The organism is Pseudobacillus wudalianchiensis (genome assembly GCF_001685015.1).
In the GTDB taxonomy this organism is placed as follows: domain Bacteria; phylum Bacillota; class Bacilli; order Bacillales; family Domibacillaceae; genus Pseudobacillus; species Pseudobacillus wudalianchiensis.
Window position 1 is genome coordinate 33,681 of record NZ_MAYT01000030.1, and the last position, 24,936, is coordinate 58,616.

The 24,936-nt window shown below is 41.6% G+C and carries 24 protein-coding genes, 1 riboswitch and 2 other annotated features; of the genes, 17 read left to right on the plus strand and 7 right to left on the minus strand.

Annotation, left to right across the window (positions count from 1 at the left end; genetic code table 11):
* Positions 1–242: 242 nt before the first annotated feature.
* From A8F95_RS18325 to trpA, 8 genes are all read left to right on the plus strand, one after another.
* Positions 243–1,100, plus strand: coding sequence for a carbon-nitrogen hydrolase family protein (locus A8F95_RS18325; RefSeq protein WP_065411865.1), 858 nt, complete (start codon positions 243–245; stop codon positions 1,098–1,100).
* A 9-nt stretch (positions 1,101–1,109) separates the two neighbouring features.
* On the plus strand, positions 1,110–1,790 hold the full coding sequence (locus A8F95_RS18330; protein ID WP_065411866.1) for a GNAT family N-acetyltransferase: 681 nt from the start codon (positions 1,110–1,112) through the stop codon (positions 1,788–1,790).
* 54 nt (positions 1,791–1,844) lie between these two features.
* Positions 1,845–2,094 (plus strand) — a binding site (T-box leader).
* 34 nt (positions 2,095–2,128) lie between these two features.
* Positions 2,129–2,357: a binding site (T-box leader), on the plus strand.
* 70 nt (positions 2,358–2,427) lie between these two features.
* The gene (trpE, locus tag A8F95_RS18335) at positions 2,428–3,822 is read left to right on the plus strand and encodes an anthranilate synthase component I (protein WP_065412050.1); all 1,395 of its coding nucleotides are present in this window, start codon (positions 2,428–2,430) and stop codon (positions 3,820–3,822) included.
* Positions 3,822–5,435: a bifunctional anthranilate synthase component II/anthranilate phosphoribosyltransferase gene (locus A8F95_RS21795; RefSeq protein ID WP_077247435.1), complete on the plus strand. Its 1,614-nt coding sequence runs from the start codon at positions 3,822–3,824 to the stop codon at positions 5,433–5,435. The genes trpE and A8F95_RS21795 overlap by 1 nt, the downstream gene beginning before the upstream one ends.
* Positions 5,432–6,211, plus strand: coding sequence for an indole-3-glycerol phosphate synthase TrpC (gene trpC / locus A8F95_RS18345; RefSeq protein WP_065411867.1), 780 nt, complete (start codon positions 5,432–5,434; stop codon positions 6,209–6,211). Before A8F95_RS21795 ends, trpC begins: the two co-directional genes overlap by 4 nt.
* A gap of 10 nt (positions 6,212–6,221) precedes the next feature.
* The gene (locus A8F95_RS18350) at positions 6,222–6,857 is read left to right on the plus strand and encodes a phosphoribosylanthranilate isomerase (protein WP_065411868.1); all 636 of its coding nucleotides are present in this window, start codon (positions 6,222–6,224) and stop codon (positions 6,855–6,857) included.
* Positions 6,832–8,037 carry a tryptophan synthase subunit beta gene (gene trpB / locus A8F95_RS18355; RefSeq protein WP_065411869.1) on the plus strand — a complete coding sequence of 402 codons (1,206 nt, stop codon included), beginning with the start codon at positions 6,832–6,834 and terminating at the stop codon, positions 8,035–8,037. Before A8F95_RS18350 ends, trpB begins: the two co-directional genes overlap by 26 nt.
* On the plus strand, positions 8,030–8,815 hold the full coding sequence (gene trpA / locus A8F95_RS18360) for a tryptophan synthase subunit alpha (RefSeq protein ID WP_065411870.1): 786 nt from the start codon (positions 8,030–8,032) through the stop codon (positions 8,813–8,815). Before trpB ends, trpA begins: the two co-directional genes overlap by 8 nt.
* A 223-nt stretch (positions 8,816–9,038) precedes the next feature.
* Here the strand turns inward: trpA and A8F95_RS18365 are convergent, their stop codons facing one another.
* Positions 9,039–9,257, minus strand: coding sequence for a hypothetical protein (locus A8F95_RS18365; RefSeq protein ID WP_065411871.1), 219 nt, complete (start codon positions 9,255–9,257; stop codon positions 9,039–9,041).
* A 469-nt stretch (positions 9,258–9,726) separates the two neighbouring features.
* A riboswitch (cyclic di-GMP riboswitch) is annotated at positions 9,727–9,812 on the plus strand.
* Positions 9,813–9,831: 19 nt separating this feature from the next.
* On the opposite strand from A8F95_RS18365, the gene A8F95_RS22680 reads away from it, so the two are divergent.
* Positions 9,832–9,981, plus strand: coding sequence for a hypothetical protein (locus A8F95_RS22680; RefSeq protein WP_176713752.1), 150 nt, complete (start codon positions 9,832–9,834; stop codon positions 9,979–9,981).
* Between the two features lie 52 nt (positions 9,982–10,033).
* On the opposite strand, the gene A8F95_RS23255 is transcribed toward A8F95_RS22680, so the two are convergent.
* On the minus strand, positions 10,034–10,159 hold the full coding sequence (locus A8F95_RS23255; protein WP_281181794.1) for a hypothetical protein: 126 nt from the start codon (positions 10,157–10,159) through the stop codon (positions 10,034–10,036).
* On the opposite strand from A8F95_RS23255, the gene A8F95_RS22170 reads away from it, so the two are divergent.
* Positions 10,149–10,391, plus strand: a complete 243-nt coding sequence (locus A8F95_RS22170; RefSeq protein WP_141676297.1) for a hypothetical protein — start codon at positions 10,149–10,151, stop codon at positions 10,389–10,391. The two genes, A8F95_RS23255 and A8F95_RS22170, sit on opposite strands and share 11 nt — an antisense overlap.
* A 281-nt stretch (positions 10,392–10,672) precedes the next feature.
* On the opposite strand, the gene A8F95_RS18375 is transcribed toward A8F95_RS22170, so the two are convergent.
* On the minus strand, positions 10,673–11,461 hold the full coding sequence (locus A8F95_RS18375) for a PAS domain S-box protein (RefSeq protein WP_065411873.1): 789 nt from the start codon (positions 11,459–11,461) through the stop codon (positions 10,673–10,675).
* Between the two features lie 380 nt (positions 11,462–11,841).
* Here A8F95_RS18375 and A8F95_RS18380 point away from each other — a divergent pair, with 380 nt between their 5' ends.
* On the plus strand, positions 11,842–12,921 hold the full coding sequence (locus A8F95_RS18380; protein ID WP_065411874.1) for a DsrE/DsrF/DrsH-like family protein: 1,080 nt from the start codon (positions 11,842–11,844) through the stop codon (positions 12,919–12,921).
* Between the two features lie 39 nt (positions 12,922–12,960).
* On the opposite strand, the gene A8F95_RS18385 is transcribed toward A8F95_RS18380, so the two are convergent.
* Positions 12,961–13,557: a class I SAM-dependent methyltransferase gene (locus A8F95_RS18385; protein ID WP_065411875.1), complete on the minus strand. Its 597-nt coding sequence runs from the start codon at positions 13,555–13,557 to the stop codon at positions 12,961–12,963.
* A gap of 679 nt (positions 13,558–14,236) precedes the next feature.
* On the opposite strand from A8F95_RS18385, the gene A8F95_RS18390 reads away from it, so the two are divergent.
* Both A8F95_RS18390 and odhB read left to right on the plus strand, forming a co-directional pair.
* Positions 14,237–17,062: a 2-oxoglutarate dehydrogenase E1 component gene (locus tag A8F95_RS18390; RefSeq protein ID WP_065411876.1), complete on the plus strand. Its 2,826-nt coding sequence runs from the start codon at positions 14,237–14,239 to the stop codon at positions 17,060–17,062.
* A gap of 107 nt (positions 17,063–17,169) precedes the next feature.
* Positions 17,170–18,426, plus strand: coding sequence for a 2-oxoglutarate dehydrogenase complex dihydrolipoyllysine-residue succinyltransferase (gene odhB, locus A8F95_RS18395; RefSeq protein ID WP_065411877.1), 1,257 nt, complete (start codon positions 17,170–17,172; stop codon positions 18,424–18,426).
* 177 nt (positions 18,427–18,603) lie between these two features.
* Here the strand turns inward: odhB and sda are convergent, their stop codons facing one another.
* Positions 18,604–18,735 (minus strand): sporulation histidine kinase inhibitor Sda, encoded by a 132-nt coding sequence (gene sda / locus A8F95_RS18400; protein WP_049661984.1) that lies wholly within the window; start codon positions 18,733–18,735, stop codon positions 18,604–18,606.
* Positions 18,736–19,065: 330 nt separating this feature from the next.
* Here sda and A8F95_RS18405 point away from each other — a divergent pair, with 330 nt between their 5' ends.
* The 4 genes from A8F95_RS18405 to A8F95_RS18420 all read left to right on the plus strand — a co-directional run bounded on the left by A8F95_RS18405 (position 19,066) and on the right by A8F95_RS18420 (position 22,779).
* Positions 19,066–19,266: a DUF6501 family protein gene (locus A8F95_RS18405; RefSeq protein WP_049661985.1), complete on the plus strand. Its 201-nt coding sequence runs from the start codon at positions 19,066–19,068 to the stop codon at positions 19,264–19,266.
* A gap of 175 nt (positions 19,267–19,441) precedes the next feature.
* Positions 19,442–19,873 carry a Rok-like winged helix domain-containing protein gene (locus A8F95_RS18410; protein ID WP_053104098.1) on the plus strand — a complete coding sequence of 144 codons (432 nt, stop codon included), beginning with the start codon at positions 19,442–19,444 and terminating at the stop codon, positions 19,871–19,873.
* Between the two features lie 143 nt (positions 19,874–20,016).
* The gene (locus A8F95_RS18415; protein ID WP_425415031.1) at positions 20,017–20,856 is read left to right on the plus strand and encodes an ATP-binding protein; all 840 of its coding nucleotides are present in this window, start codon (positions 20,017–20,019) and stop codon (positions 20,854–20,856) included.
* 9 nt (positions 20,857–20,865) lie between these two features.
* Complete coding sequence (locus A8F95_RS18420) at positions 20,866–22,779, plus strand: vWA domain-containing protein (protein ID WP_065411879.1); 1,914 nt, start codon at positions 20,866–20,868, stop codon at positions 22,777–22,779.
* A 284-nt stretch (positions 22,780–23,063) separates the two neighbouring features.
* On the opposite strand, the gene A8F95_RS18425 is transcribed toward A8F95_RS18420, so the two are convergent.
* Together A8F95_RS18425 and A8F95_RS18430 are read right to left on the minus strand one after the other, a co-directional pair.
* Positions 23,064–24,245 (minus strand): toxic anion resistance protein, encoded by a 1,182-nt coding sequence (locus tag A8F95_RS18425; RefSeq protein WP_065411880.1) that lies wholly within the window; start codon positions 24,243–24,245, stop codon positions 23,064–23,066.
* Positions 24,229–24,900 carry a 5-bromo-4-chloroindolyl phosphate hydrolysis family protein gene (locus A8F95_RS18430; protein ID WP_065411881.1) on the minus strand — a complete coding sequence of 224 codons (672 nt, stop codon included), beginning with the start codon at positions 24,898–24,900 and terminating at the stop codon, positions 24,229–24,231. The genes A8F95_RS18425 and A8F95_RS18430 overlap by 17 nt, the downstream gene beginning before the upstream one ends.
* Positions 24,901–24,936: the final 36 nt, after the last annotated feature.

The window sequence follows — 24,936 nt, forward strand, 5'->3', positions numbered from 1 at the left end:
AATATAAAAAATGGTAAAAATGGTCGCTCTATATCAAATACAATGAAAGATATTTGGAGTTGATTGATAGAGGCCTGAAGAGAGCCAAGGCTTGATCTAGATCCGTTTTTTCTTGTGCAGTTAGACCAGCTCGTGTTAAATGAGCTGTAGAATACTGCCAAAATTTCGGTTTAATAAAAAAAATGCTTGTTATTTTCATAGGATTGCACTACTTTAAAAACAGAATAAAGGAGGAATGTTTGGTGAAAATGCGAGTGTCCGCTGTTCAATACCATTTGCATAGCATTGCATCGTTTGAAGAATTTGCTGCTCAATGCGAACATTATATAAGGGCAGCGATGGAGTTTGATGCCGAATTTGTTTTATTCCCGGAATTTTTTACGACACAGTTAATGTCAATCGGTGATGAAGAGGGGAAGGTCCTCAAAATCACAGATCTGCCGCAGTTTACGGATCGATACAGGGAATTATTTAAAAAGCTCGCTCAAGAGTACAATATTCATATAATTGCCGGTACGCACGTGATCAGCAAAGGCGAACAAATTCAAAATGTGGCTCATTTGTTTTATCCAGATGGCCGCGTTGGCCAACAGGCGAAGATGCATGTAACCCCTGTGGAAGTGGAAGGCTGGAACATGGCACAAGGGGATGAATTCCAAATTTTCGACACAGAAAAAGGAAAGATTGCTATTTTAACATGCTATGATATCGAATTTCCTGAGATTGTGAGAATGGCAAAAGCTAGAGGCGCAGATGTGATCTTCTGTCCGTCTTGTACGGATGACCGCCATGGCTTCTACCGGGTTCGCTACACGAGTCATGCCCGTGCTATCGAAAATCAAGTCTATGTAGTGTTAACGGGTACAGTCGGTTCACTGCCAACGGTGGATTTGATGCGGGCAAACTTTGGGCAGGCGGCCATTATTACACCGAATGACGTGCCGTTTCCTCCTGCGGGGATTTTAGCAGAAGGCGTCATAAATGATGATATGATTATTACAGCTGATCTTGATTTAGAGTTGCTTGAAAAGGTCCGTCAGAAGGGTTCTGTGACCACATGGCGTGATCGCCGTATAGATCTTTATCCTGATTGGAAATGAGGGAGACTTATGTACTATAGCGAGTTTCAACTTTATGATGATCGAGGCCCGGTTCAAACGGTTGTTAGAAATTATACCGAAGCTGATTTTGATGGCTTGATTGAAATTCAAAAAGCGTGTTTTCCACCTCCTTTTCCTGAAGAGCTATGGTGGTCAAAAGAACAATTGAAAAGCCATATTAATCATTTTCCTGAAGGGGCAATTTGTGTAGAGTTGGATGGGGAAATCGTTGGGTCTATGACTTGTCTGATCGTTCATTTTCAAATAGATGATCCTCCTCATACGTGGGAAGAAATCACCGATAACGGGTTTATAAGAAATCATAAGTCTGATGGAAACACGCTTTACGTCGTAGACATTAGTGTGAAGCCGGAGTGTCGTAAGCTGGGGCTCGGTAAATTGATGATGCAGGCGATGTATCAGACTGTTATTCAATTGAAGCTTGATCGCCTGCTTGGCGCTGGCCGCCTGCCTGGTTTTTGCCGTTATGCTGACCAGATGAGCGTGGAGGAGTATGTCGATAAGGTTGCTGTTGGAGAGTTGAGGGATCCGGTCGCCACATTTTTACTCAATTGCGGCCGGGTGCCCGTTCGTTTAGAAAAAGACTATTTGGAGGACGAGGAATCTCTTAACTGGGCAGTGTTAATGGAATGGAAAAATCCTTTTAAAAATATTCAAACAAAGGGTTGACTTTTTACGTAATAGTGGATTATGATTGATTACAACAAAATAAAGAACGACTTATAACAAGCGTTGACGAAGAAGAGTAGCTTTAATGAATGCTTCAGAGAGCTGATGGTTGGTGAGAATCAGTGCAGACATTTTAGTGAATGGCCTTCCGAGCTTCCGTACCGAACTCCTTTGGACAGTAGGCTGCGGCGAACGTCTTATCGTTACAAAAGACAGGCATTCAAGCAGTAAGCTTCGATGCTATTAGAGTGGATTGCACGAACTGCAATCAATAAAGGTGGTACCACGGCTCCCCGTCCTTTGCGATAGGGGGCTTTTTGTGTTTTTCAAATATATATGTAAACTCTATGACGAAGAAGAGTAAGCTTGTGATGCGCGCAACAGAGAGCCGGGAGGGTGAGAGCCGGTGCCGCAAATCAGACTGAATGGACTTCAGAGAGGCAGCAGGAAATGGCTGCCCGGCTTCCACCGTTACCAGGACCCAGACAGGATAAAATTTCCATCTGGACGAAGAGGAAGCTTTAGAGCTTCAATGCGAGGTGGCACCGCGGTCAATCCGTCCTCCGCAGCAGTGATCTATTCACTTGCTGCGGAGGACTTTTTTATTTTTATTAAACGCTCAAGAGGTGAAAGAGAGATGAAAACAACAGAAAAAATGAATTATAAATTGAAGGAAATGGAAGGCGATATGCTGACGCCAATCATGCTTTATCACCAAATGCAGGGAGAAAAGAAATTCCTGCTTGAAAGCTCTTATAAGCATGAACAAAGCGGGCGGTATTCTTTTCTCGGAATGAATCCAGCAGCCGAATATAAAGCGATTGGCCAGGAGACAGAACGACTCAATCACCGCACTGAAGCGAGTGAGTCGTCTTTCGGCCATAGTCTCCACCAATTAAAAGAAGTGCTATATAACAGAGGGACAACTGAACAGCCGTTTCCTTTCTTTGGGGGCGGGATTGGATATATCGGGTACGACGTTATGTTTTTAGATGAGCAGATCGGCGAATCATTAGAAGATGAACTGGAAATGCCAGATGTTCATTTCATGTTTTACGATACGTTTATCATTTATGACCACTTGCTGCAAAAAGTGACGCTTGCCGCTGTTGACCTGTTTGGCGACCGCTCAGAAGCAGAATTGGAAGCAGCGCTTGTAAATTTGGAAAATTGCGTAAACGGGATCCATCAACCGCCGCAAGCTGATTCGCTGGAAACTCTTTTATTTACTGGCAATGTCGATAAGGCACAATTTAGCGAGATGGTGGAAACGGCAAAGCAGCATATTATTCGGGGGGATATTTTCCAAGTTGTTCTTTCTCAGCGATTAAAAGCAGCATTCAATGGCAATCCATTTTCACTGTATCGGCGCTTGCGAACATCCAACCCTTCCCCTTATATGTTCTACATCGATTTTAAAGAATACACCGTTTTAGGCGCCTCGCCTGAAAGTTTAATTAAAATCAATGGCCGGGAAGTCACGACGAACCCGATTGCCGGCACAAGGCCACGGGGGGCGAATGAAAAGGAAGACGCAGCATTAGAGCGGGAACTGTTGAATGATGAGAAGGAAATAGCCGAACATCGAATGCTTGTCGATTTGAGCCGCAATGATCTTGGCCGTGTATGTAACATTGGGACCGTTCATTTATCTAAATATCAGAAGATTGAAAAATATAAGCATGTCATGCATATCGTCTCAGAAGTAACAGGAGAGCTCAAGGAAGAAGTTCATCCGCTTGAAGCGCTGTCTGCTTGTTTGCCGGCCGGGACGGTATCCGGCGCCCCAAAAATTCGGGCGATGCAAATTATTAATGACTTAGAGTCAACAAAGCGCGGCTTATACGCCGGAGCAGTCGGCTATATCTCATCAAATGGCGATCTCGATTTTGCCCTTGCCATCCGGACGATGATCGTGAAAGGCAATCAAGCCTATGTTCAGGCAGGAGCCGGTATCGTGTATGATTCCATTCCAGAAAAAGAATACGAAGAAACAATGCATAAAGCAAAAGCATTGCTGGAGGTAAAATAATGATCTTACTCATTGATAACTATGATTCCTTTACGTATAACTTGTATCAGCAAATTGGGTCTTTAGGAAAAAACGTGCGGGTCATCCGCAACGATGAAATGACACTGGCGGAGATTGAAGCTCTTGAACCAGAAGCTATCGTATTATCACCCGGACCTGGAACACCAGAGGAGGCTGGCATTTGTATCGACGTGGTTCGCAGCTTTTTCCATCGGATTCCAATCCTCGGTATTTGTCTGGGACACCAAGCGATTGCGGCTGCGTTTGGGGCAAAAATCAAGCCTGCAAAAACAATTAAGCACGGAAAAATCTCGCTCATTAAGCATGATGGCAAAGGGATGTTTCAAGCGCTGGCTGGTCCAGTTCCCGTCATGCGATATCATTCGCTTTCTGTTGATCAAGAGTCGCTTCCAGAAAAGCTAGAAGTGCTCGCCACATCTGCGGATGATGAAGAAATTATGGCGATACGCCACCGGGAGTATCCCGTGTACGGTCTGCAATTTCATCCTGAATCCATCGGAACAAAAGCAGGAACGGATATTATTCAGCAATTTTTCCGTCAGTACCGAAAGGAGAGAAACATGAAACAATACTTACTGAAACTTTCCGACCACCAGTCGCTGCAGGAAAGAGAAATGGAAGCGGCCATTGAAGAAATATTGCAGGAAGATGCAACAGACAGTGAAATTGCGGCTTTTCTCGTTGCTTTAAAAGCAAAGGGAGAAACAGTCGAAGAAATTGCTGCACTTGTGAATGTACTGCGACAAAACGCACTCGGCACAGGGAAGCAGCTGTCAGGCGTCATGGACAATTGCGGAACTGGCGGAGATGGCTCGCAAAGCTTTAATATTAGCACGACATCAGCTTTTGTATTGGCGGGTGCGGGAGTGAAAGTAGCAAAGCACGGCAACCGCAGCGTATCAAGCAAAACAGGCAGCGCCGATGTATTAGAGCATCTCGGCATTTCTCTTGATTACTTGGAAGGGGAAACAGATGAGCTTTTAGAAGAGAACGGCATCGCCTTTTTATTCGCGCCACACGTTCATCCGAGACTAAAAAAGATTATGAAGGTCCGTCGTGATTTGAAAATTCCGACTGTGTTTAACTTAATTGGCCCATTAACCAATCCAGTTCATCTTGATACTCAGCTGCTTGGTATTTATCGCCGGGATATGCTGGAGATGATGGCCAATGTGCTGAATCGCCTTGGAAGAAAACGGGCGGTCGTATTGAATGGTGCTGGCTTTATGGATGAAGCTTCTTTAGCGGGAGAGAATCATTTGATTTTGCTTGAATCTGGTGAGACGAAAAAAATGATCGTGACGCCAGAAGAAGTCGGACTTCCTGTGTATGACCTAGAGGCGATTCGCGGCGGCGAAGCAAAAGAAAATGCTGAAATTTTAAAAAGCATTCTAGAAGGCGAAAAAGGAGCTAGACGCGATACCGTTCTCTTAAATGCCGGTATCGGCCTCTTCGCTAACGGCAAAGCCACCACTATTCAAGAAGGCATCGAGCTAGCGAAAGAAAGCATTGATTCAGGCGCTGCCTTATCAAAATTACAGTATTTAATTGACTATTCAAAACAGCGGCAGAAAGTGAGGATCCCAGTATGAGTGCAACCATTTTAGATAAAATTCTCGCCAAGAAGCAGGAAGAAGTCGAACATTTGAAGCAGACTTTCCAAGCGGGTACACCGAGAGAGAAGCAGGCAAAAAGATCTTTATATACCCGTTTTTACGAATCGGAAAAGATGAACATTATTTCTGAAATTAAGCGGGCATCCCCTTCTAAAGGGGATATTCATCCCGGCGTTGACCCTGTTCAGCAGGCAAAAGAATATGAACAAAGCGGCGCTGATGCTATTTCTGTTTTAACAGACGAACCCTTTTTTAAAGGCACGATGAGCGATTTGGAAGCAGTGCGCCAGAACGTGACAGTCCCAGTCTTGTGTAAAGATTTTATGATTGATGCGATCCAGATTGACCGGGCAAAAGCAGCAGGTGCGGATATTATTTTACTGATCGCAGCCGCTCTCCAGCAAGACCAGCTAACTGGCCTCTACTCTTATGCTAAGGAGCAGGAGCTCGATGTATTGCTTGAAGTTCATAATGAAGAAGAGATGGAGCGAGCTCTCCGGATCGATGCGGATGTTATCGGTATTAACAACCGTGATTTGAAAAGCTTCGTGGTCGATTTAGGTGTGACGGAACGGTTACTGCAAGCTTATTGGCACCCTGAGAAGGTGTTTATTGCCGAGAGCGGTATTCGCACAGCTGCTGATGTGGAAAGGGTCAAAGCGGCGGGAGCTAAAGGCATTTTAGTCGGCGAAACCTTCATGAAGAGCGGAAATATCGGCGAAACTTTCCGTGAATTAAAAATCAGCCTGTGAGGTGACGAGCATGAAAGTGAAAATATGCGGCATTCGGGATTTAGAGACCGCTCTGTATGCCAAACAAATCGGAACCGATGCCATTGGCTTTGTGTTTGCCAAAAGCAAGCGGCAGCTGTCAGCTGAACAGGCAGAAGAAATGGCTGCCGGCTTAGGGAAAGATCTGTTAAAAGTTGGGGTCTTTGTGAATGAGGAATTAGAGAAAATAGAATCCATTGCCAGTCAGGCTTCACTCGATGTGATTCAGCTCCATGGGGATGAACCGCCTGAATTCGCAGAGAAGCTGCGATTGCCAGTGATTAAAGCGTTCAGTTTTGAAAAAGGAGCGAAGCTTTCAGACATATTGAGCTATCCGGCAGATTTTATTTTGCTTGATAGTCCGGCTGGTCCTTACCGGGGCGGCAACGGGACGTCTTTTGACTGGAAACTTTTAGAGAAAGAATCATTCGATCGTTCTCGTCTTATTTTAGCAGGAGGATTAAACAAAGAAAATGTAAAAGAAGCGATTCGAACAGTCCGGCCGTTTGCCGTAGATGTCTCAAGCGGAGTGGAAACGGACGGAAAAAAGGATCAGGAAAAAATGAACCAGTTTATTCAAACAGTGAAGGGAGTAACAAAAAATGACTACATATGTACAACCAGATGAGCGGGGACACTTCGGACCGTTTGGCGGCCGTTATGTACCGGAAACATTAATGCAGGCGGTTCTTGAATTAGAGGAAGCCTATAAGGAAGCGATGAATGAACCTGCGTTTTTACAAGAGCTAAATGACTATTTAACAGATTATATCGGCCGAGAAAACCCGCTTTATTTTGCTCGGAATTTAACTGAAAAGCTGGGTGGCGCGAAAATCTATTTAAAACGTGAGGATTTAAATCACACGGGCGCCCACAAAATTAACAATACGATCGGGCAGGCACTGTTAGCGGTACGCATGGGGAAAAAGAAAGTGGTCGCAGAAACGGGAGCCGGTCAGCATGGCGTGGCGACAGCTACAGTAAGTGCGCTCTTGAATCTAGACTGTGTCATCTTTATGGGAGAAGAAGATATTCGCCGCCAAAAGCTGAATGTATTCCGGATGGAGCTGTTAGGGGCGAAAGTGGTCAGTGTGAGCCAGGGAAGCGGCACGTTGAAAGATGCGGTTAATGAAGCATTGCGCTACTGGGTAGCCAATGTGGAGGATACCCACTATGTTATGGGATCGGTACTTGGCCCGCATCCATTTCCGCAGATCGTCCGTGATTTTCAAAGTGTCATCGGCAAGGAAACGAAAGAGCAAATGCTGAAAAAAGAAGGAAAGCTCCCGGATGCAGTCGTGGCTTGTGTTGGCGGCGGCAGCAATGCAATGGGCATGTTCTATCCATTTATTAATGATGAAAGCGTGAAGATGTATGGTGTAGAGGCTGCGGGAAGCGGTGTTGATACAGAAGAGAATGCTGCTTCGCTGACAAAAGGGAAAATCGGTGTCCTGCATGGCAGTAAAATGTATCTGCTCCAGGATGAAGCCGGACAAATCCAGGAAGCTCACTCTATTTCAGCGGGACTGGATTATCCGGGGGTCGGACCGGAACACAGCTTGCTGAAGGAAATCGGCCGGGTCGAATACACTTCGATAACTGATGAGGAAGCATTGGAAGGGTTTAAGCTGTTGACACAAACAGAAGGCATTATTCCGGCACTGGAAAGCTCACATGCGATCGCTTACGCTGCTAAGCTCGCAAAAGAGATGGCGAAAGACGAATGTATCGCGGTTTGTCTATCGGGCAGAGGCGACAAAGATGTGGAAGCCATTCAAGCAAGACTAGGAGGCAAAGAACATGAGTAAATTCAAGCTAGAAAAAGCTTTTCAAACGGCACAAGAGAAAGAGCATAAAGCATTTGTTTCTTATATTATGGCAGGGGACGGCGGACTTGATGCGTTGAAGGACCAGCTGCTTTATTTACAGCAAGCGGGCGTCACTGCAGCGGAAATTGGCATTCCTTTTTCTGATCCGGTCGCCGATGGCCCTGTGATTCAAGAAGCAGGGAAGCGGGCGTTAGCACACGGAGTCACGCTGAAGAATGTTTTAGACTATTTAACTGTTCATCAAGACGCTTTTACAATCCCTATCGTCTTGATGACATATTTGAATCCAGTCTTTCAGTATGGGATTGAAGCATTTGCTGAAGACAGCCGCAAAGCAGGGGTATCCGGTGTGATCATTCCTGATATGCCAATTGAAGAAGAAGGAGAGGTAAGTGAAGCATTGAAGCAGCAGGACCTTGCTTTAATTCGTTTAGTTACCTTGACGAGTCCAGAAGACAGAATCGCTAAAATCGCAGATGGAGCCGAGGGATTTATTTATGCTGTAACAGTAAAAGGAACGACGGGTGTCCGCACAAGCTACCAGGATGATGTCGCGGCCTACTTGCAGCGTATTAAATCAAAAAGTGCTGTTCCGGTACTAGCAGGATTTGGCGTATCGTCAAAAGAACAAGCGGAAGAGCTTGGCCAGCATTGCGATGGCGTCATTGTCGGCAGTAAAATCGTTGAATTGTTTCATGAGGGGAAAAAAGAAGAAGTCAACCAATTGATTCCTCATGCAGCAGTGAGAGCAAATTAATGAAGAAGTAAGCATAGTAAATCGAGTATAAAATGTTAATCATATTATACTCGATTTTTTATATACGCCCGGCTTTGTCCAGTCATTGTAGAAAATAATAGAGTTGTGCCAAATAAGTGGAACAAGACGATTAAAGTATAGGTAACAACGGTAGGGGGTTATGATCAATAATTGTTGTTCTTTTTAGCCGTTCGTGGACACGCAGCAGATTAATATAAAGAAATTAAAGAAAAGCTAGTAAGAGTAAACTAACCCCTAATCCACATTGCCAATAGACTTCTTGTTTATTGGCTGAACCATTGATTGTGCTTAATCCTTTCACTATAAATAATAAGCCTGCAGCTAACATTAACAATGGACTAATTGATAAGTCTCTTGTAAAAGTCCAATAACAAGCTATACCTATAAAACTAATAAAAATAATTGTCTTAAGTAACTTCATATAAGTATTCCCCCTAATGATCTTCTATCATGAACGAAACAGCCAGGCAATAAGCGATAATTGCCATGAAAGACCTGAAATCTTCTGCTAGCAGGGTCCCATAAATGGATCTTTTTTAGACACGCATATTTACACCTGTTCATCATTTTTCCAACAATTGTTTACATTTTATCATAGGTAGCTGGAGAGTTATTTAAAAATTGACTCTATTAAAGATAAATGTTGTTTTTTAATAGTTGATTGGAGGAAAGCATCTGCCCGTAGCAAAAATGAACAACCGAGTATGGTAGAACAGCCAGATGATAAAGCCCTATGCAAGAGACGGGACAGAGGAAATACAGTTATTAAATCCATGCATGAAGCAGGTCATTTGACCATAAAGAATACAATCGATTCGCAACGATACGGTGTGGAAAAATTTACAGTTATGCATGTTTTTTCTTTCATATTCATAGTAAAATGGAGTTGTAAATATTAAAGGCAAACTAATCGAAAGGTTAGGACGCAAAGCCAAGGGTCTAAGGCTTCCGATGCTAAGATAGCCAGGCTGCAGAATTGAGAAGGTACATACAGTATGAGTGACAATAAAGAGCGATCTATCTTTATGAGAGAGCTTACTCGTTTGTATGGCGAGTGGGAACGCTGCAAAGACGTACGGGTTAAAGAAGAAATCACTAAAGACATTGTTCTGTTAAAAAAAGCGATTCAGTTACTATCTCAATAATAGGGCAGCATAAGAGTATGATGTAAATTAAAAGAAAAATAGCGACCTTTATCTAACTTAAAAAGAACCGTGGAGAGTCTAGGTACACATGCGACTCGTTTCCATCTTTAGGATCATTCACTTCATTGCGGCCGATCTTTGTTACTCTAATCGTGGCAGCCTTGTTCATGTTTTTCATTGTTCTGATCCCATCATTAAGAAGAAGGGCTACTCGTTTAGTTGTGCTGAGAGGATCGATCATTTTAGTCATCCTATCCGCTCAATTGCAGTATTATGATGGGGTGATCGTGGATGAGCCCGGTTTAAGGGGAGACGAAATGTCTGCATATATGTTTTTAGTGGTTTTAGTCTTCAGTGTGATGGGTTCAATTATCTTTTATGCTGGGCGTAAACATTCCGAGCGATCATAAATGAATCCCCTGCAATGATTACTTTAATAAAATAAGGATCAAAAAGCTTAGGGGCAGCTCTGAGCTTTTTTACATGGGATGCAATCAGGCATATGGTTGTATACAAAAACAGGCTAAATAAATATAAAGAGGGGGAGAAAAATCCGATATTTGAAAACGGGGATTACGATAAATGAAGGTAAAGTGTTTCTATTATTGAGCTAAAGGAACAGGTTAGTTGGAGAGATAAATTCAAAATAAAAAAGCAATGCTTCGTCACATTGCCTCCTAAATTCTTTGCTTTACTTGTTTTCCGTTTGAATTGATGAATCCTTATTGTACTCTATACCTAATAAATCAAGTGCAGCTTTTACAGTTGAAACAGTGGGTGTGGAATTGAAATTTATACCTAGTTGTACGGCAACTAGAGCTAATTCGGGTCTTAAACCGGTGATGATAGAACGTACACCAAGTAACGATAATACGGTACTAATTTTAAAAATATATTCCGCTACAAGAGAGTCTAAATTATAAATAGCAGAGAAATCTATAATTAGGCACTTTATACGTTGTTTCTGTACGTTTGCTGGGACTCTTTCTAAAAGTTGTCTTGCTCGTTCTTCATCAAAAACACCCAACAAAGGAAGTACCGCAAACTCATCCAATAGTGGAACTAGCGTTGATGATAACTCGTTTATTTGACTTATCATTTCTTTTTGCTTTTTCTCAGCTGCTTTTCTTTCTGTTATATCTCTTACATATGTCTGGATAGCTTTTGTATTCCCCATTAACACAGGATGACAATATAGTTCTACCTCAACCGTTGTACCATCCATGCGATATATGGTTTCTTCAATTACATTTGCTGGCCGTTCATAAGCATTTTGTATTCTTTTGTCTATTGCTGATTTGGATGACTCTTTAAAAATATCTAAAGGGCTTGCTCCGATAATTTCTTCTTTCGAAGCCTTAAAGAATATTTCGGCTGCACGATTAACATAGATAATTTTTAGCTGTGAATGAATAATTAAAGGTTCTAAAGCATACTCAATTACTTGTTTGTAATCAATATCCGAAATGTTTTCACTCATAAAAGTCACTCCTGTTGTATGACGTCGAAAGGTATAAAATCTATTATACATTAACTTTGTGACAGCCTGTAAAGAATTGTACTCATACTAACATGTTCTTTAGTTTGGATGCATGTGTAAAAAAAGACCATTTTTAGTGTTTTTTAATTAAACATCAACAGAGCTTTTTATTAAATGCAGTTATTTACGCTATGCCATAAACCCATATTTGATTGTACCGCTTACTTACAGCCGGACGTCTACAAAGGAATTCTCTTTCTGATATACCTAAAGGGGTATTTGACAATAGAATCATTTTATACTAAAATGCAATTACATGATAAAGAGATCTTTTTTTATCTAAAAATATACCCCCGCATGTATACAAAGGAGGAATAAAAGTGAGTAAAACAGTAGACGTAAAAGAAATTGATCAGCTAGTAAAGGAAGGAGCTTTGCTTATTGATGTGCGTGAGGAAGCGGAAACATTAATGGGCTATATAGAAGGAAGTAAAAATATCCCGCTTGGGGAGTTAGCAAAATACTTGGATGAACTGCCTAAAGATGAGCCTATCTATATCTCTTGCCAATCCGGTAAGCGCGGAGAAACAGCGGTTCAATTATTAATGGATAATGGATTTGATGCTTATAATGTAACCGGCGGCTATCGCGCTTATGCTGAATATCGTCAATCTGCAGATGACACGAAAGAAGAACAGGCAAACATGGCGCAAATCAAACCCGATAGAGAATTAAATTGTTCAGGATTGCAATGCCCGGGGCCGATTAGTCAAGTATTCCAAACTATGAATCAAATGAAAGAAGGGGAAATACTAGAAGTAAAGGTAACCGATCCAGGGTTTATCGCTGATGCTAAAGCGTGGTGTGCAAATACAGGAAACACCTTTATCGGCAGTGAAAGATCAGGGAAAACAACGGTCGCCTATATGCGAAAAGGGACAGCAGGGAAATCGGAAGCTTCTGTGCAGACAGGAGGAGAAAATGCTAATAAAGGAGCGACCCTCGTTGTATTTAACCAGGATTTAGATAAAGCGATTGCTTCTTTTATTATCGCAACAGGCGCAGCTGCTATGGGGAAAAAGGTCACGATGTTTTTCACATTCTGGGGATTGAATATTCTGCGACGTGACGAAGAAATTTCTCAAGATGGAAAAGACTTCATGGAAAAAATGTTTACGAAAATGATGCCAGCTGGTCCTAAGCATTTGCCTATTTCTAATATGAATATGGGCGGCATGGGAGCAAAAATGATTCGTCAAGTAATGGAAAAGAAGAACGTAGACAGTCTAGAAACGCTCATGGAAAATGCGATGAATATGGGAGTTCGGATTGTAGCGTGTGCAATGAGCATGGATGTAATGGGAATTCGCAAAGAGGAATTGATTGATGGGGTGGAAATTGGCGGGGTAGCCACTTATCTCGGTCAGGCAGAAGAGTCGAACGTGAACTTGTTTATCTAATAGATGAATAGACGGCGTCCTAATGGGACGCCGTCTTTGTTATTTGATGGCCGTTACACATACGGTTAAAACTGGTCTGACATCCTTATAATGAATAGCTGTACCGGAAAAACCGGCCTCCTCAAGCTCACCGCTAATGCTCTGAGCTAAATTCTTTGTTTTTTCTTCGTCCGCATCTTCTTCGCGCGGTTGGACGGTAATCGCAATTTTTCCGTCTCGCTTCATCAAGTCATATAAAACAGCAAGTCCTTTTTGGCGATTGGGCCAGAGCGGGTAATTATTAACTGAAAAAACGCGATCATATTGCTTATCAGATGTAAATTCAGCGATATCTTTAACGAATAGGCGCAGTCTTCCATCATTTATTAATGCTTTGTTTCGATTTTCACACGTATGCTTCATCGTTTCTGACGGATCGACGCCGTCTATATAAATAGAAGGAAAGCGTTTTCTTGCTTCTTCGATAGCAAAGCCAGGACCAAATCCGACTTCGAGTACTTGATCTTCTGGTTGAATCGTTAAGAGGGCGAGCGTCCATTTGTTAATGCTTTGGTTTTCTATCGACATGATTTTACCTGCTACTTGTCCAAGCAGGCCTTCTGGTTTTTCAAATTGCTTAGAAAAGAATGAAAACATAATAGTCTCCTCCGTTTTTTCTATAATATATACCTCTTAATCTCTGTTGAAACCATTTATAGCCCCTTTAAGGTAAAAAAGCTTTTTTTATATAGCTCTGTTATACCTAGTTGTTGTTCACTGCAATCGGACGCCTTCCACACTAATCAACTACTCAAAAAACAGCATTCACCTTTAACAGAGCCTTTCATATAAAAATATTATTCTCTTCATAAAAATAGCCATCACGCAAATGGATTAAAGCAGCTATTTTCGTTCATAAAACAGCGAAGTTACTGTCATTTAACAAATTGTATAATAAATGTGACTTTTTAATGAAAAAATGTTGGTTTTTCGGCGCAAGAGTAGTAAGATTGTACATGGAAAAAATGATGCTGCACCTTGGAGAGGTAAAATAGAGGATTTAATCAAACGGGGAAATGCTGCAAAAGTTTTTGTGTACCAGAATAATTTCTATTTGTCAAATTATACTAACGGAAAATACGTTACAGATTTGATGAATTAAGCTTTAATGCTTTCCCTTAGTACCTGGCAGTGGTAAGATGTCCTTGTAGGCAGTATAAATTTTCACACTGAGTGTATCATGGTGGGTAAAGTCATAAGATAATATACCATGTGAGCTCATCAAAATAGGATTTAGCAAAAAATTAATGGGCGAAATAGTTGGAGGTTTTTCAGAATGAAAATGCAGACAGCCCAGGGGAATCCGTGGAGTCAGTTCTCCGGACCAAACCTTGGATATGTAATGGAGTTGTACGAACACTATTTAAACGATCCTGAATCAGTTGATCCAGAGATGAAGCAAATGTTTGAGGAATGGGGAGCACCTGTAGCAAATGCTCCGCAAGAAGAAAGCGGTAAGACAGCTGTACCTGCATCAGGCAATGATTTAAATGTTCTGTTTAACGCAGTAAAACTGGCTGACAGTATCCGTACGTATGGACATCTTGCAGCAGATATTAATCCACTGAGCGACAAAAATAAGGACACATACCGTATTGAGTTGAGCACTTTCAACTTAACAGAAGAAGAACTACGGAAAGTTCCTGTTCAATATTTATGTCCTGATGCGCCAGCGCACGTTAAAGACGGATATGATGCGATCCAACATTTGAAGAAAGTCTATACAGACAAATTAGCTTTTGAATTAGCCCAAGTCCATAATTTAGAAGAAAGACAATGGTTTAGACAGCAAATCGAGTCAACCAATTATTATCCAACATTTTCAAACGAGCAAAAAGTTCAGTTGTTGAGAAGACTGACACAAGTAGAAGGCTTTGAAAAGTTTATTCATAAAACATTCGTTGGTCAAAAACGCTTTTCGATCGAAGGATTGGATGCCATGGTTCCTCTTCTTGATGAACTCGTGAAGCATTCAGCTGAAAAAGGCGCGAACACAGTCAATATCGGTATGGCGCATAGAGGCCGCTTAAATGTCTTAGCCCACATTTTAGGCAAGCCATATGAAATGATTTTTGCAGAGTTCCAACATGCACCAAGCAAAAACCTGTTGCCTGAAGGCTCTATGAAGATGACGACATACGGCTGGACAGGTGATGTTAAGTACCATCTTGGAGCCGATCATAGCTTTAAGGAAGTGGCAGATGGAACTCGTGTTACACTTGCTAATAACCCGAGCCATCTTGAAATCGTAAGCCCGGTTGTAGCAGGCTATACAAGAGCGGCACAAGAAAATCGTGCTAAATCAGGGCTTCCTGAACAAAATACAAATGCTGCGCTAGCTATTTTGATTCATGGAGATGCCGCGTTCCCTGGTCAAGGTGTTGTGAGTGAAACATTTAACATGAGCCGGATTCCTGGCTATCAAACAGGTGGCTCCGTCCATATTATTGCGAATAATATGATCGGATTCACAACAGAAAGCTATGATTCTCGTTCTACTCGTTACGCTTCGGATCTAGCGAAAGGCTTTGAAGTACCGATCGTTCATGTCAATGCGGACGATCCAGAAGCATGTATTGCTGCGGCTGTGATGGCGGTTGATTATCGCAACCGTTTTGGCAAGGACTTTGTTATTGATTTAGTTGGTTACCGCCGTTTCGGTCATAATGAAATGGATGAGCCAATGACGACAAATCCAATGATGTATCAAATGGTTCATCAGCATCCAACAGTCCGTGAACTTTACGCTGAAAAACTAACAAATCGCGGAGTAATCTCTAAAGAAGAAGCGGAAAAACTTTACAGTGAAAACGAACAAAAACTAAAAGATCTGTATGAAACAGTCCCGAAAAAAGACGAAAACCCGGATATCATCATGAATCCGCCGAAATTCGTTGAAAAAGATCTTCCTTCTAGTGATACAGGAGTAGAAGCAGACGTATTAAGCCGCATTAATAGTGAATTGTTAAACTGGCCAAAAGACTTACACGTATTTAAAAAGCTTGAACGTATTTTAAAACGCCGTGAAAATGTATTTGAAAAAGATGGACAGATCGATTGGGGTCACGCAGAAGCATTGGCGTTTGCTTCTATCTTAAAAGGCGGCACACCAATCCGTTTAACAGGTCAAGATGCACAGCGGGGTACTTTTGCCCACCGCAACCTTGTTCTTCATGACGTAGAGACTGGCCAAGAGTACATTCCTCTGAATCATTTAGAGGAAACAAATGCTTCTTTCGTTGTTATTAATAGCCCATTAACAGAATTAGCAGTTGTCGGCTATGAATACGGTTATAATGTATTCTCTCCAGAGACACTCGTTCTTTGGGAAGCTCAATTCGGGGACTTCGCTAACATGGCGCAGCCAATGTTTGACCAATTCGTCTCTTCCGGACGTGCAAAATGGGGTCAAAAATCTGGTCTTGTTATGCTACTGCCACATGGATATGAAGGGCAAGGACCTGAACATTCAAGTGGCCGTCTAGAACGCTTCTTGCAAAACGCAGCAGAGAATAACTGGACAGTAGCCAACCTATCTTCAACGGCTCAATATTTCCATATCTTGCGCCGTCAAGCTTCTATCCTGCAAAAAGAAGAAGTGCGTCCATTAGTGATCATGACACCGAAGAGCCTGCTTCGCCATCCGCTTGCGGCTTCTCAAGCATCAGAATTTGCTTCCGGTTCCTTCAAACCGGTTGTTGAAGAGCCAAGACTTGGAAGCCAGCCTGAACAGGTGGAAAGAGTCGTTCTTTGCAGTGGTAAAGTGTCTGTCGATCTGGCTGAACAAATTAGTAAAGCAGAAGAAGAACTTAACTGGTTGCATGTGTTAAGAGTAGAAGAGTTATATCCATTCCCTAAAGAAGAAATTAGAGAGTTTTTAGCTCGCTTCCCGCAGTTGAAAGAAGTTATTTGGCTGCAAGAAGAACCACAAAACTTCGGTGCTTGGACTTACGTGGATGCACGTCTTCGCGATGTGGCGCCAGAAGAAGCAACGGTTCGCTATGTTGGACGCCGCCGCCGCTCCAGCCCTTCAGAGGGGGATGCAATTGTGCATAAAAAAGAGCAAGCGCGTATCCTAAAAGCAGCAATCACAAGAGATTAATTAGTTAGATAAAGAAGCGAACAGGCTGCTAATTTGGCCTGTTCCGCTTTGAATAAATTATTTATACTTGTTGATAAGATGAATGTACATTAGAGGAGGACACGAAAGTGGCTGAAATTAAAGTTCCAGAGTTAGCAGAATCTATTACAGAAGGTACAATTGCACAATGGTTGAAAAAACCAGGCGATTCAGTTGAAAAAGGCGAATACATCGTTGAGCTTGAAACAGATAAAGTAAACGTAGAAGTTATTTCTGAAGAAGCCGGTGTAATCCAAGAGCTAAAAGCTGAAGAAGGCGATACAGTAGAAGTAGGTCAAGTCATTGCTATTGTAGGAGCAGGAAACGGCGCAGCTGCCTCTGCACCTGCTGAAGCAGCACCTGCACCAGCAGCTCCACAGCAAGAAGAAGCAAAACCAGCTCAAGAGGTAGTAAAAGAAGCTCCTGCAGCTCAAGACGCGAAACAACGTCCAATTGCTTCTCCTGCAGCCCGTAAAATGGCTCGTGAAAAAGGCATTGATTTAAATGAAGTACCAACAGTAGACCCAATGGGCCGCGTACGCAAGCAAGATGTAGAATCTTACTCTGCAAATGGTTCACAACCAGCAGCTCCACAGCAAGCGGCTAAGCCAGCACCAGCAGCTGCACCAAAACAAGATGACAGCAAGCCAGTTGTTCGTGAAAGAATGAGCCGCCGTCGCCAAACAATTGCTAACCGTCTTTTAGAAGTGAAGCAATCAACAGCTATGCTGACTACATTCAATGAAATTGATATGACAGCGGTAATGGAATTGCGTAAACGTAAAAAAGACAAATTCTTCGAAGCTCATGATGTTCGCTTAGGATTTATGTCTTTCTTCACAAAAGCAGTAGTAGCTGCATTGAAAAAGTTCCCATACGTAAACGCTGAAATCGATGGAAATGAAATCGTTTTGAAAAAATTCTATGATATCGGTGTAGCGGTTTCTACTGAAGAAGGCCTTGTTGTGCCAGTCGTTCGTGACTGTGACCGCAAAAACTTTGCTGAAATCGAAGGCGATATTTTAAACCTTGCGTTAAAAGCACGTGATAACAAATTGGCTCTTAGCGATCTTCAAGGCGGTACATTTACGATTACAAACGGTGGTGTGTTCGGCTCCTTGCTTTCTACACCAATCCTTAATGGTACACAAGTAGGTATCCTAGGAATGCATACAATTCAAACACGTCCAGTTGCTATTGATAAAGACCGCATGGAAAATCGTCCAATGATGTATGTAGCTCTTTCTTATGATCACCGAGTGATTGATGGAAAAGAAGCAGTAGGATTCTTAAAAATGGTGAAGGATTTACTTGAAAATCCTGAAGATCTTCTTCTTGAAGGTTAATAACCACAAGCCAGCCGGTTGATCGGCTGGCTTGTTCTTTTTTTTGTATATGCAAAGTGAAAGATGAATGTAGTTTTTTCAATAGTTGAGTGCAGCGAACATCAGCAACTAAGTATAGCAGGGCCTCCATATAAAAAAGGTATGCCGATAGTTGGCATACCTTGCTAATTTTCAGCGTTAATTTTTCGTCACGTTAAGACCACGTTTTTGCGCTTCACTTCGAAGCATTTTAATCCAGTCTGCGTCTTGACCTTTGTTTTTTGCGTCCCGATAGGCTGCTACAAGCATTTCATTACTCATGATTTTCATGAAATTACCTCCTTGAAATAGGTCAGTATAATCCGTGGCTTCCGAAACAACAAATAAAGAATTCTCTTTATTTTCTGTTATTATACAGAATCTATTTCTTTTTTTAAAGGATAATTGTAAAAATCATTCGAAAGTCAGTAATGAAAAGATGAAATAGCTCTTTAGGACGGGTTGCTTGCTTAGAAAAACTATAATATTATTATGTAAACAAATTCTCATTTACGAGTAGTGTTTTATGAAACAGCTTTTCAGTTCAATTTTAAATATGGTATGATAATGTAGAGTATGAAAGAGATCCGTAGATACAAAACGCGATCGAAAGGAGAAAACATGAATCATCTTCAGTGGACAAAAAAAGATACAATTAAAACAGTAAAATGCCTTCATACAGATGCAAAGAAATATATGGTTAAAAATAGACTAACTCCAGGAAAACTGTATGATGTAAAAAATGAAACAGAAGAATTTTATTTCCTTGTTGATGACAAAGGGAAGGTATCTGGTTTTTATAAAGACTATTTTGAAGAATAAAAAATAAAAATAGTGGAAAAAATATTCTGCTCTTTTATAACAAAACATAAGAACAGCTAGTATTTATAGGGATTTTTTGTTAAGATAATGGGCAGGGAAGAAACCGGTAATTTTGGAAAAACGGCCTTCTCCATACATAAATATAAGCGTTTGGTCCATTATAGGGGGAGTACAGGTGTTTAATGAGAGAGTTGCATTGAAAATCAGGCTGGAACAGTTGGCTAATTCAGAAGTAAGAATTATCCAGGAGTTTCAAAAAGAAAGAGAAGCTATTTTTCGAAGATTAAAAGAGCTGGATACAATCGAAGCGGGAAAAACGGAGAGCTCTAAGGAAATCGTGGCCCTAACGAAGATTGGCGGTTTGCCTAAAGAAAGAAAGCGAAGAGGACGACGCAGTGAAAATCTTGAGGAGTTACGTGAGTTAGCCGTCACGATATTAAAAAAGCAAAATACGCCGATTCGCGGAGTTGAGCTTCAGCGCCAGATTGAAGGCGAAACCGGCAAAAAAATCGCTAACATGACAACATTCATGGTTGGCCTTGAGCGCGAGAATCATCGGGTTCGTAAATTGGGAAGAGGATTGTATATATACGAGTATGAAGACTGATTGCCGAGGCAGTCAGTTTTTTTATGTGTTACTTATTTTACGTCTAATTGATGAAAATGTATGATAAGAGAATAATGTAATGGATAGTAGAGAGGAAGATGGACTTGTTTATTCATAAATGGCCGCCTGCTGTAAAGCAGAAGATAGAGGAAAGAAAAGAAAGATTTGAACACAGAGAAGAAACTTGGTTGATTGGGAACGCAGGATATGAGCCAGAGGATGAAGCGGTCTTGTTTGATGCTGTATTAGCTCTTTCTTTAGGTAAAAATGTGCTGCTGAAAGGGCCGACTGGTTCAGGGAAAACAAAATTAGCAGAGACATTATCGTCTATCTTTTCCCAGCCGATGCATAGCATTAACTGTTCGGTAGACTTGGATGCAGAAGCGATGATTGGCTATAAGACGATTGCTGAACGAGAAGGGAAGAATACGATTGAGTTTGTGCCGGGTCCGGTTGTAAAAGCGATGAAGCAAGGGCATCTGCTTTATATCGATGAAATCAATATGGCTAAGCCGGAAACTCTGCCGCTTCTCAATGGAGTGCTGGATTACCGGCGCATGATTACAAATCCTTTCACTGGAGAAGTGATTATCGCTGAACCGTCTTTTGGAGTGATTGCGGCGATCAATGAAGGTTATGTCGGAACGGTTCCTCTAAATGAAGCATTGAAAAATCGTTTTATCGTCATTGATGTCCCCTATATTGGCGGCGAAACGTTAATTCGCGTATTGGAAGCAGAAAGCCAGCTAAAGGATGAAAAGCTGATCCGCCGTTTTGCCGACTTATCACAAGATTTAATTACTCAAGTGAAAAATGGGCAAATTTCCGAAGAAGCAGCTTCAATCCGGGCGTTAATTGATACGTGTGATTTGGCTTTATATATGCCGCCGCTTAGGGCGATTCAACGGGGAATTATTGATAAGCTTGAGGATGAACGTGAACAAGCAGCAGTAAAAAACATTGCTGAAACATTTTTTGAATGAGGAGATTCTATGAAACGTTTTATTCAATTTAATGATGAAACAATCGATTCCTTTTTGTTCATGCAATTAACCGACTTAGCTAAAACGTTAACGAGAGAACCGGAAGCAGAGATTGAATATAGTCCCTATTGCTATGTGAACAAACAGGAGAAAAAAATTTATATCAGCCATTTTTGGAATCATCGGCCTGAGAAGGATAAGTGGCATGGATATAAGTCGGATCTCTTTTTGCGTGCTCTTGGCAGCTGGCAGCATACAGACGAACAGGCTATAAAAGAATTTGTTCAGCGCGTTCAGCATTCCCCGGTCGCTTCATTTGCCAAACAGCTTGTTGTGCTGGCAGAAGATATGCGTCTGGAGGAAATATGTAAGAATGAACGACCAGGTACGAAACAAGCTTTCACGGCTAGAAGAAGAATGTACCGACAGTATTTTAATGCGCAATTAAACGTCAATCTTGTAAAAAGTCTTTTTACCGACGCTTTATTTAATTTGCATTATTTACTGCTGCATGCAGAATCACCGATACAGCCGCCGCGGATGAATGAGAGTATTGACGCGGCCATGCCTTTTATTCAAAGATCGATTATGGACTTTTATGATGCTCGTTCAACGGCTGAAGTGATAAAAGTCAGTCAAGGCATCGTGGAGGTGCTAGAGGAAGTAGTCGAACGGGATATGTTGAACCACTATTTCCATCTGCCGGAGTTTTCTGCAGAACAAGGGTTTACAGGTGACACTTATCATGATTTAAAGAGGAAAGATCCGCTTGCGAATGACGATCAGCTAGAGGAAGAAAAAACGGGCGAGGAAGAAATTATAGATGAAGAGTTTCGGACATGGCATCGTGAAACGAGTGAACTCGGAAGCAGCTTTTTGCAATTTGACTTAGACCAGGGATCGAAAACCAATCTTTTAGGGGAGGGGGGAAGAGAAGGAGAGGCAGGGGATCAGGCCCTTGCGATGGTGCAGGGATCTGCCCAGCAAGCGAGCCGTAAAGACTTTTCTAACCTGCCAGCAGAACAAGCGCAGAAAGAAGCAAAGAGCGGGGGAGAGGCTGTTTTTGGGAAAGAAAACCGCTTTGCCGTACCAGTTTTTAAGAAAGCAGAAGTGCCGACGCGAAAAGATATCGATCACTATAAACTGCAAAAGACACAAATTGCTCCGCTGCAAAAAAAGCTGAAAAATATGATTGAAAAAACATTAGAACATAAAAAAATTCAGCCGCGCAGTGATCTTCATAGAGGAAGGCTAAATAAAAAGCTGCTTCGTTTTTTCACAGAAGATCAGCCCCGGTTGTTTTATAAAAAACAAGAGCCATCAACTGAAATTGATGCGACGTTCACGCTGCTTGTTGACTGCTCTGCTTCCATGGAAGATAAAATGGAACAAACAAAACGAGGAATCATCCTCTTCCATGAATCCTTAAAATCTGTGAAGGTTCCCCACGAGGTCATTGGTTTTTGGGAAGATACAACTGAAGCAACAGATCAGCTGCAGCCTAACTATTTTCATACTGTCATTGATTATCATTCATCTTTGCAGCCTGTAAGCGGTCCTGAAGTCTTGCAGCTGAAACCAGAGGAGGATAACCGTGATGGGTTCGCTATTCGTGTGGTAAAAGAAAGAATCATCAAGCGAAGTGAAAAGCAAAAATTCCTTTTGATTTTTTCCGATGGAGAACCTGCAGCCTATAGTTATGATCGTAACGGTATTATTGATACACATGAAGCGGTCCTTGAAGCTCGAAAGCTAGGGATTGAAGTGATTAACCTTTTTCTTGCCGATGGAGAAATAGGGGAGGCGGAAAAGCAAACTGTACAAAATATATATGGAAAGTACAGCATCTTTGTCACAGATGTGCATGATTTGCCACACGTAGTCTTCCCATTGTTGAAAAAACTATTATACAAAAGTGTTTAAAAGGAGGTAGCTCAAAGTTACCTCCTTTTTTGTTTTTATAGAATAATTTATGCGTAATATTCAAAGGAGTAATTACGATATATTATTTTAAAAAAATAACAAAAAATAAAAGGTTGAATGATATGTATAATGTTTGTATAGGGTGTTAGGAAATGGATCAGGCAAAGCTGCTATATAGGAAAGTTGGAAGTTTTCTTTTTTGCATAACAAAAACCCGCATGACACCATGCGGGTTAATTTTTTGACGAGGAGGTTGCTTTTTAAGTTTAGAGCAGCTTAAAAAACTATTTTAAGTTTAACAATTTTTGCTTCAGTTCATTCTCCATCGAGGACAGTTCTTGCTCTGCTTGCCTGCGTTTAGCGCGGCCTTCCTGCTGGATGCGCAATGTTTCTTCTAGTGTAGAAATTAAATTGGCCTGTGTCTTCTTTAAAGTATCAATATCCACGAGTCCGCGTTCGTTTTCTTTTGCCGTTTCGATCGTATTTGTTTTCAGCATTTCCGCATTTTTTAGCAATAGGTCATTCGTTGTTTGAGAGACCTGCTTTTGTGATTCCATGGCTTTTCTTTGCCGAACAAGCGTAAGAGCAATGGCTACTTGATTCTTCCATAAAGGAATCGCTGTTAAGATGGAAGATTGGATTTTTTCAGCTAACGCCTGGTTCATGTTTTGGATTAGACGAATTTGTGGAGCACTTTGAATCGTAATCTGCCGGCTTAGCTTTAAATCATGCAGTCTTTTTTCCAGACGATCGGCAAATTGCACCATATCGTTTACATCTTGAAAGTCCATTTGATCGCCGGACTGTTCGGCTTTCCGGCGCAGAGCAGGGATTGTTTCCTGCTCCAGCTCCTCAAGCTTTAATTCGCCGGCGGCGATGAAAATATTTAAGGCTTGGAAATATTCTTTGTTCTTCTCATATAATTGCTCGAGCATTTGAATATCTTCCAAAAGAATTTTTTTAGAGTGATCCAATTTCACGCTAATACGGTCAATTTGAGTGCCGACTTTTTGATATTTCGACATGATCTCTTGAATGGAACCGGATACTTTATTAAACAAGCGGCTGAACATATTCTTTTTCTCAGGGCTTAATTCATCCGGGTTGACTTCCTGCAGCTTTTTCATTAAGTCGCTTAAAATATCACCGATCGTTCCGATGTCTTTTTGCTGTACGTGGTCAAGCATAGAGTGAGAAAAGCCTGAAAGCTTCGCCTGAGCAGCCGTACCATAGCTGATAACCGCCTGGTGATTAGCTGGGTCAATTTGTTTGGCTAGTTCCTGAGCTTTCAGCCGATGTTCTTCAGGAAGGACATCAATTAATTTTTTTGGTGCCGCCTGTTCATGAAAAGAAGGAGCAGGGCTTTGCTCCATTAAGCTTTCGCCAAACGGGGAGGAAAGCAGATCATCAAGTCCAGCTGTATCCTCTTTTAATAAAGAAGGGCGTTTATCATTTTCTGTTGTCATAATGGTTTTTATCTCCTTTCTCGAAGACCTCTGGCAGTCCGCGCTTATCCAATGACTGCTTGGCCACATCAAGTTCAAATGTTAGATGTTCAATGTCTTTCGCCAACACTTTGTGCAAATCTTTTTCTAATGTTTTCGTTAAATCATTCAAGGTCTCTTTCGTTTCCAACAACGACTGTTTGACAGAGGCATCTTTTAATTTTTGCGAATTTAACCAAGCGTACTTCTCCGCAAGCTCTACGACAGAGTCGAGGTGAGAGTAAAAAAAGGATTCCGCTTCATAAAACCGTTTCGGCTCTTTTTTGACGATGGAAAAAATTCTACGCACGAGGCGGTTTAGTTCAATCATTTGCTTTAAAGAACTAATGCTGCGTATACGGACAAATACACTTTTTAGCCGGCTTAGCTTTTGCTTCGCCTCTTTCATATTTGTAAGAATAAAATTGTATTCTTTTCTTGTTAGTCCGTATTTTTTATATAAACGCGCGTCTGCATACTTTCCTAACCCGAAATAAATACCAGCTCCAACCGCAACAGCTAGAACAACTGCTGGCAAGGGGGAAAGCCCGAGCTGATTTATAAGGAGCAGCGAGCAAATGATCACTGTGGGAATGGTGACCAATGCGCGAAGGATAAAAAGCAATGGATTTTTCATCGTATTCACTCCAGTTATGATTTTCCCTGTAATACG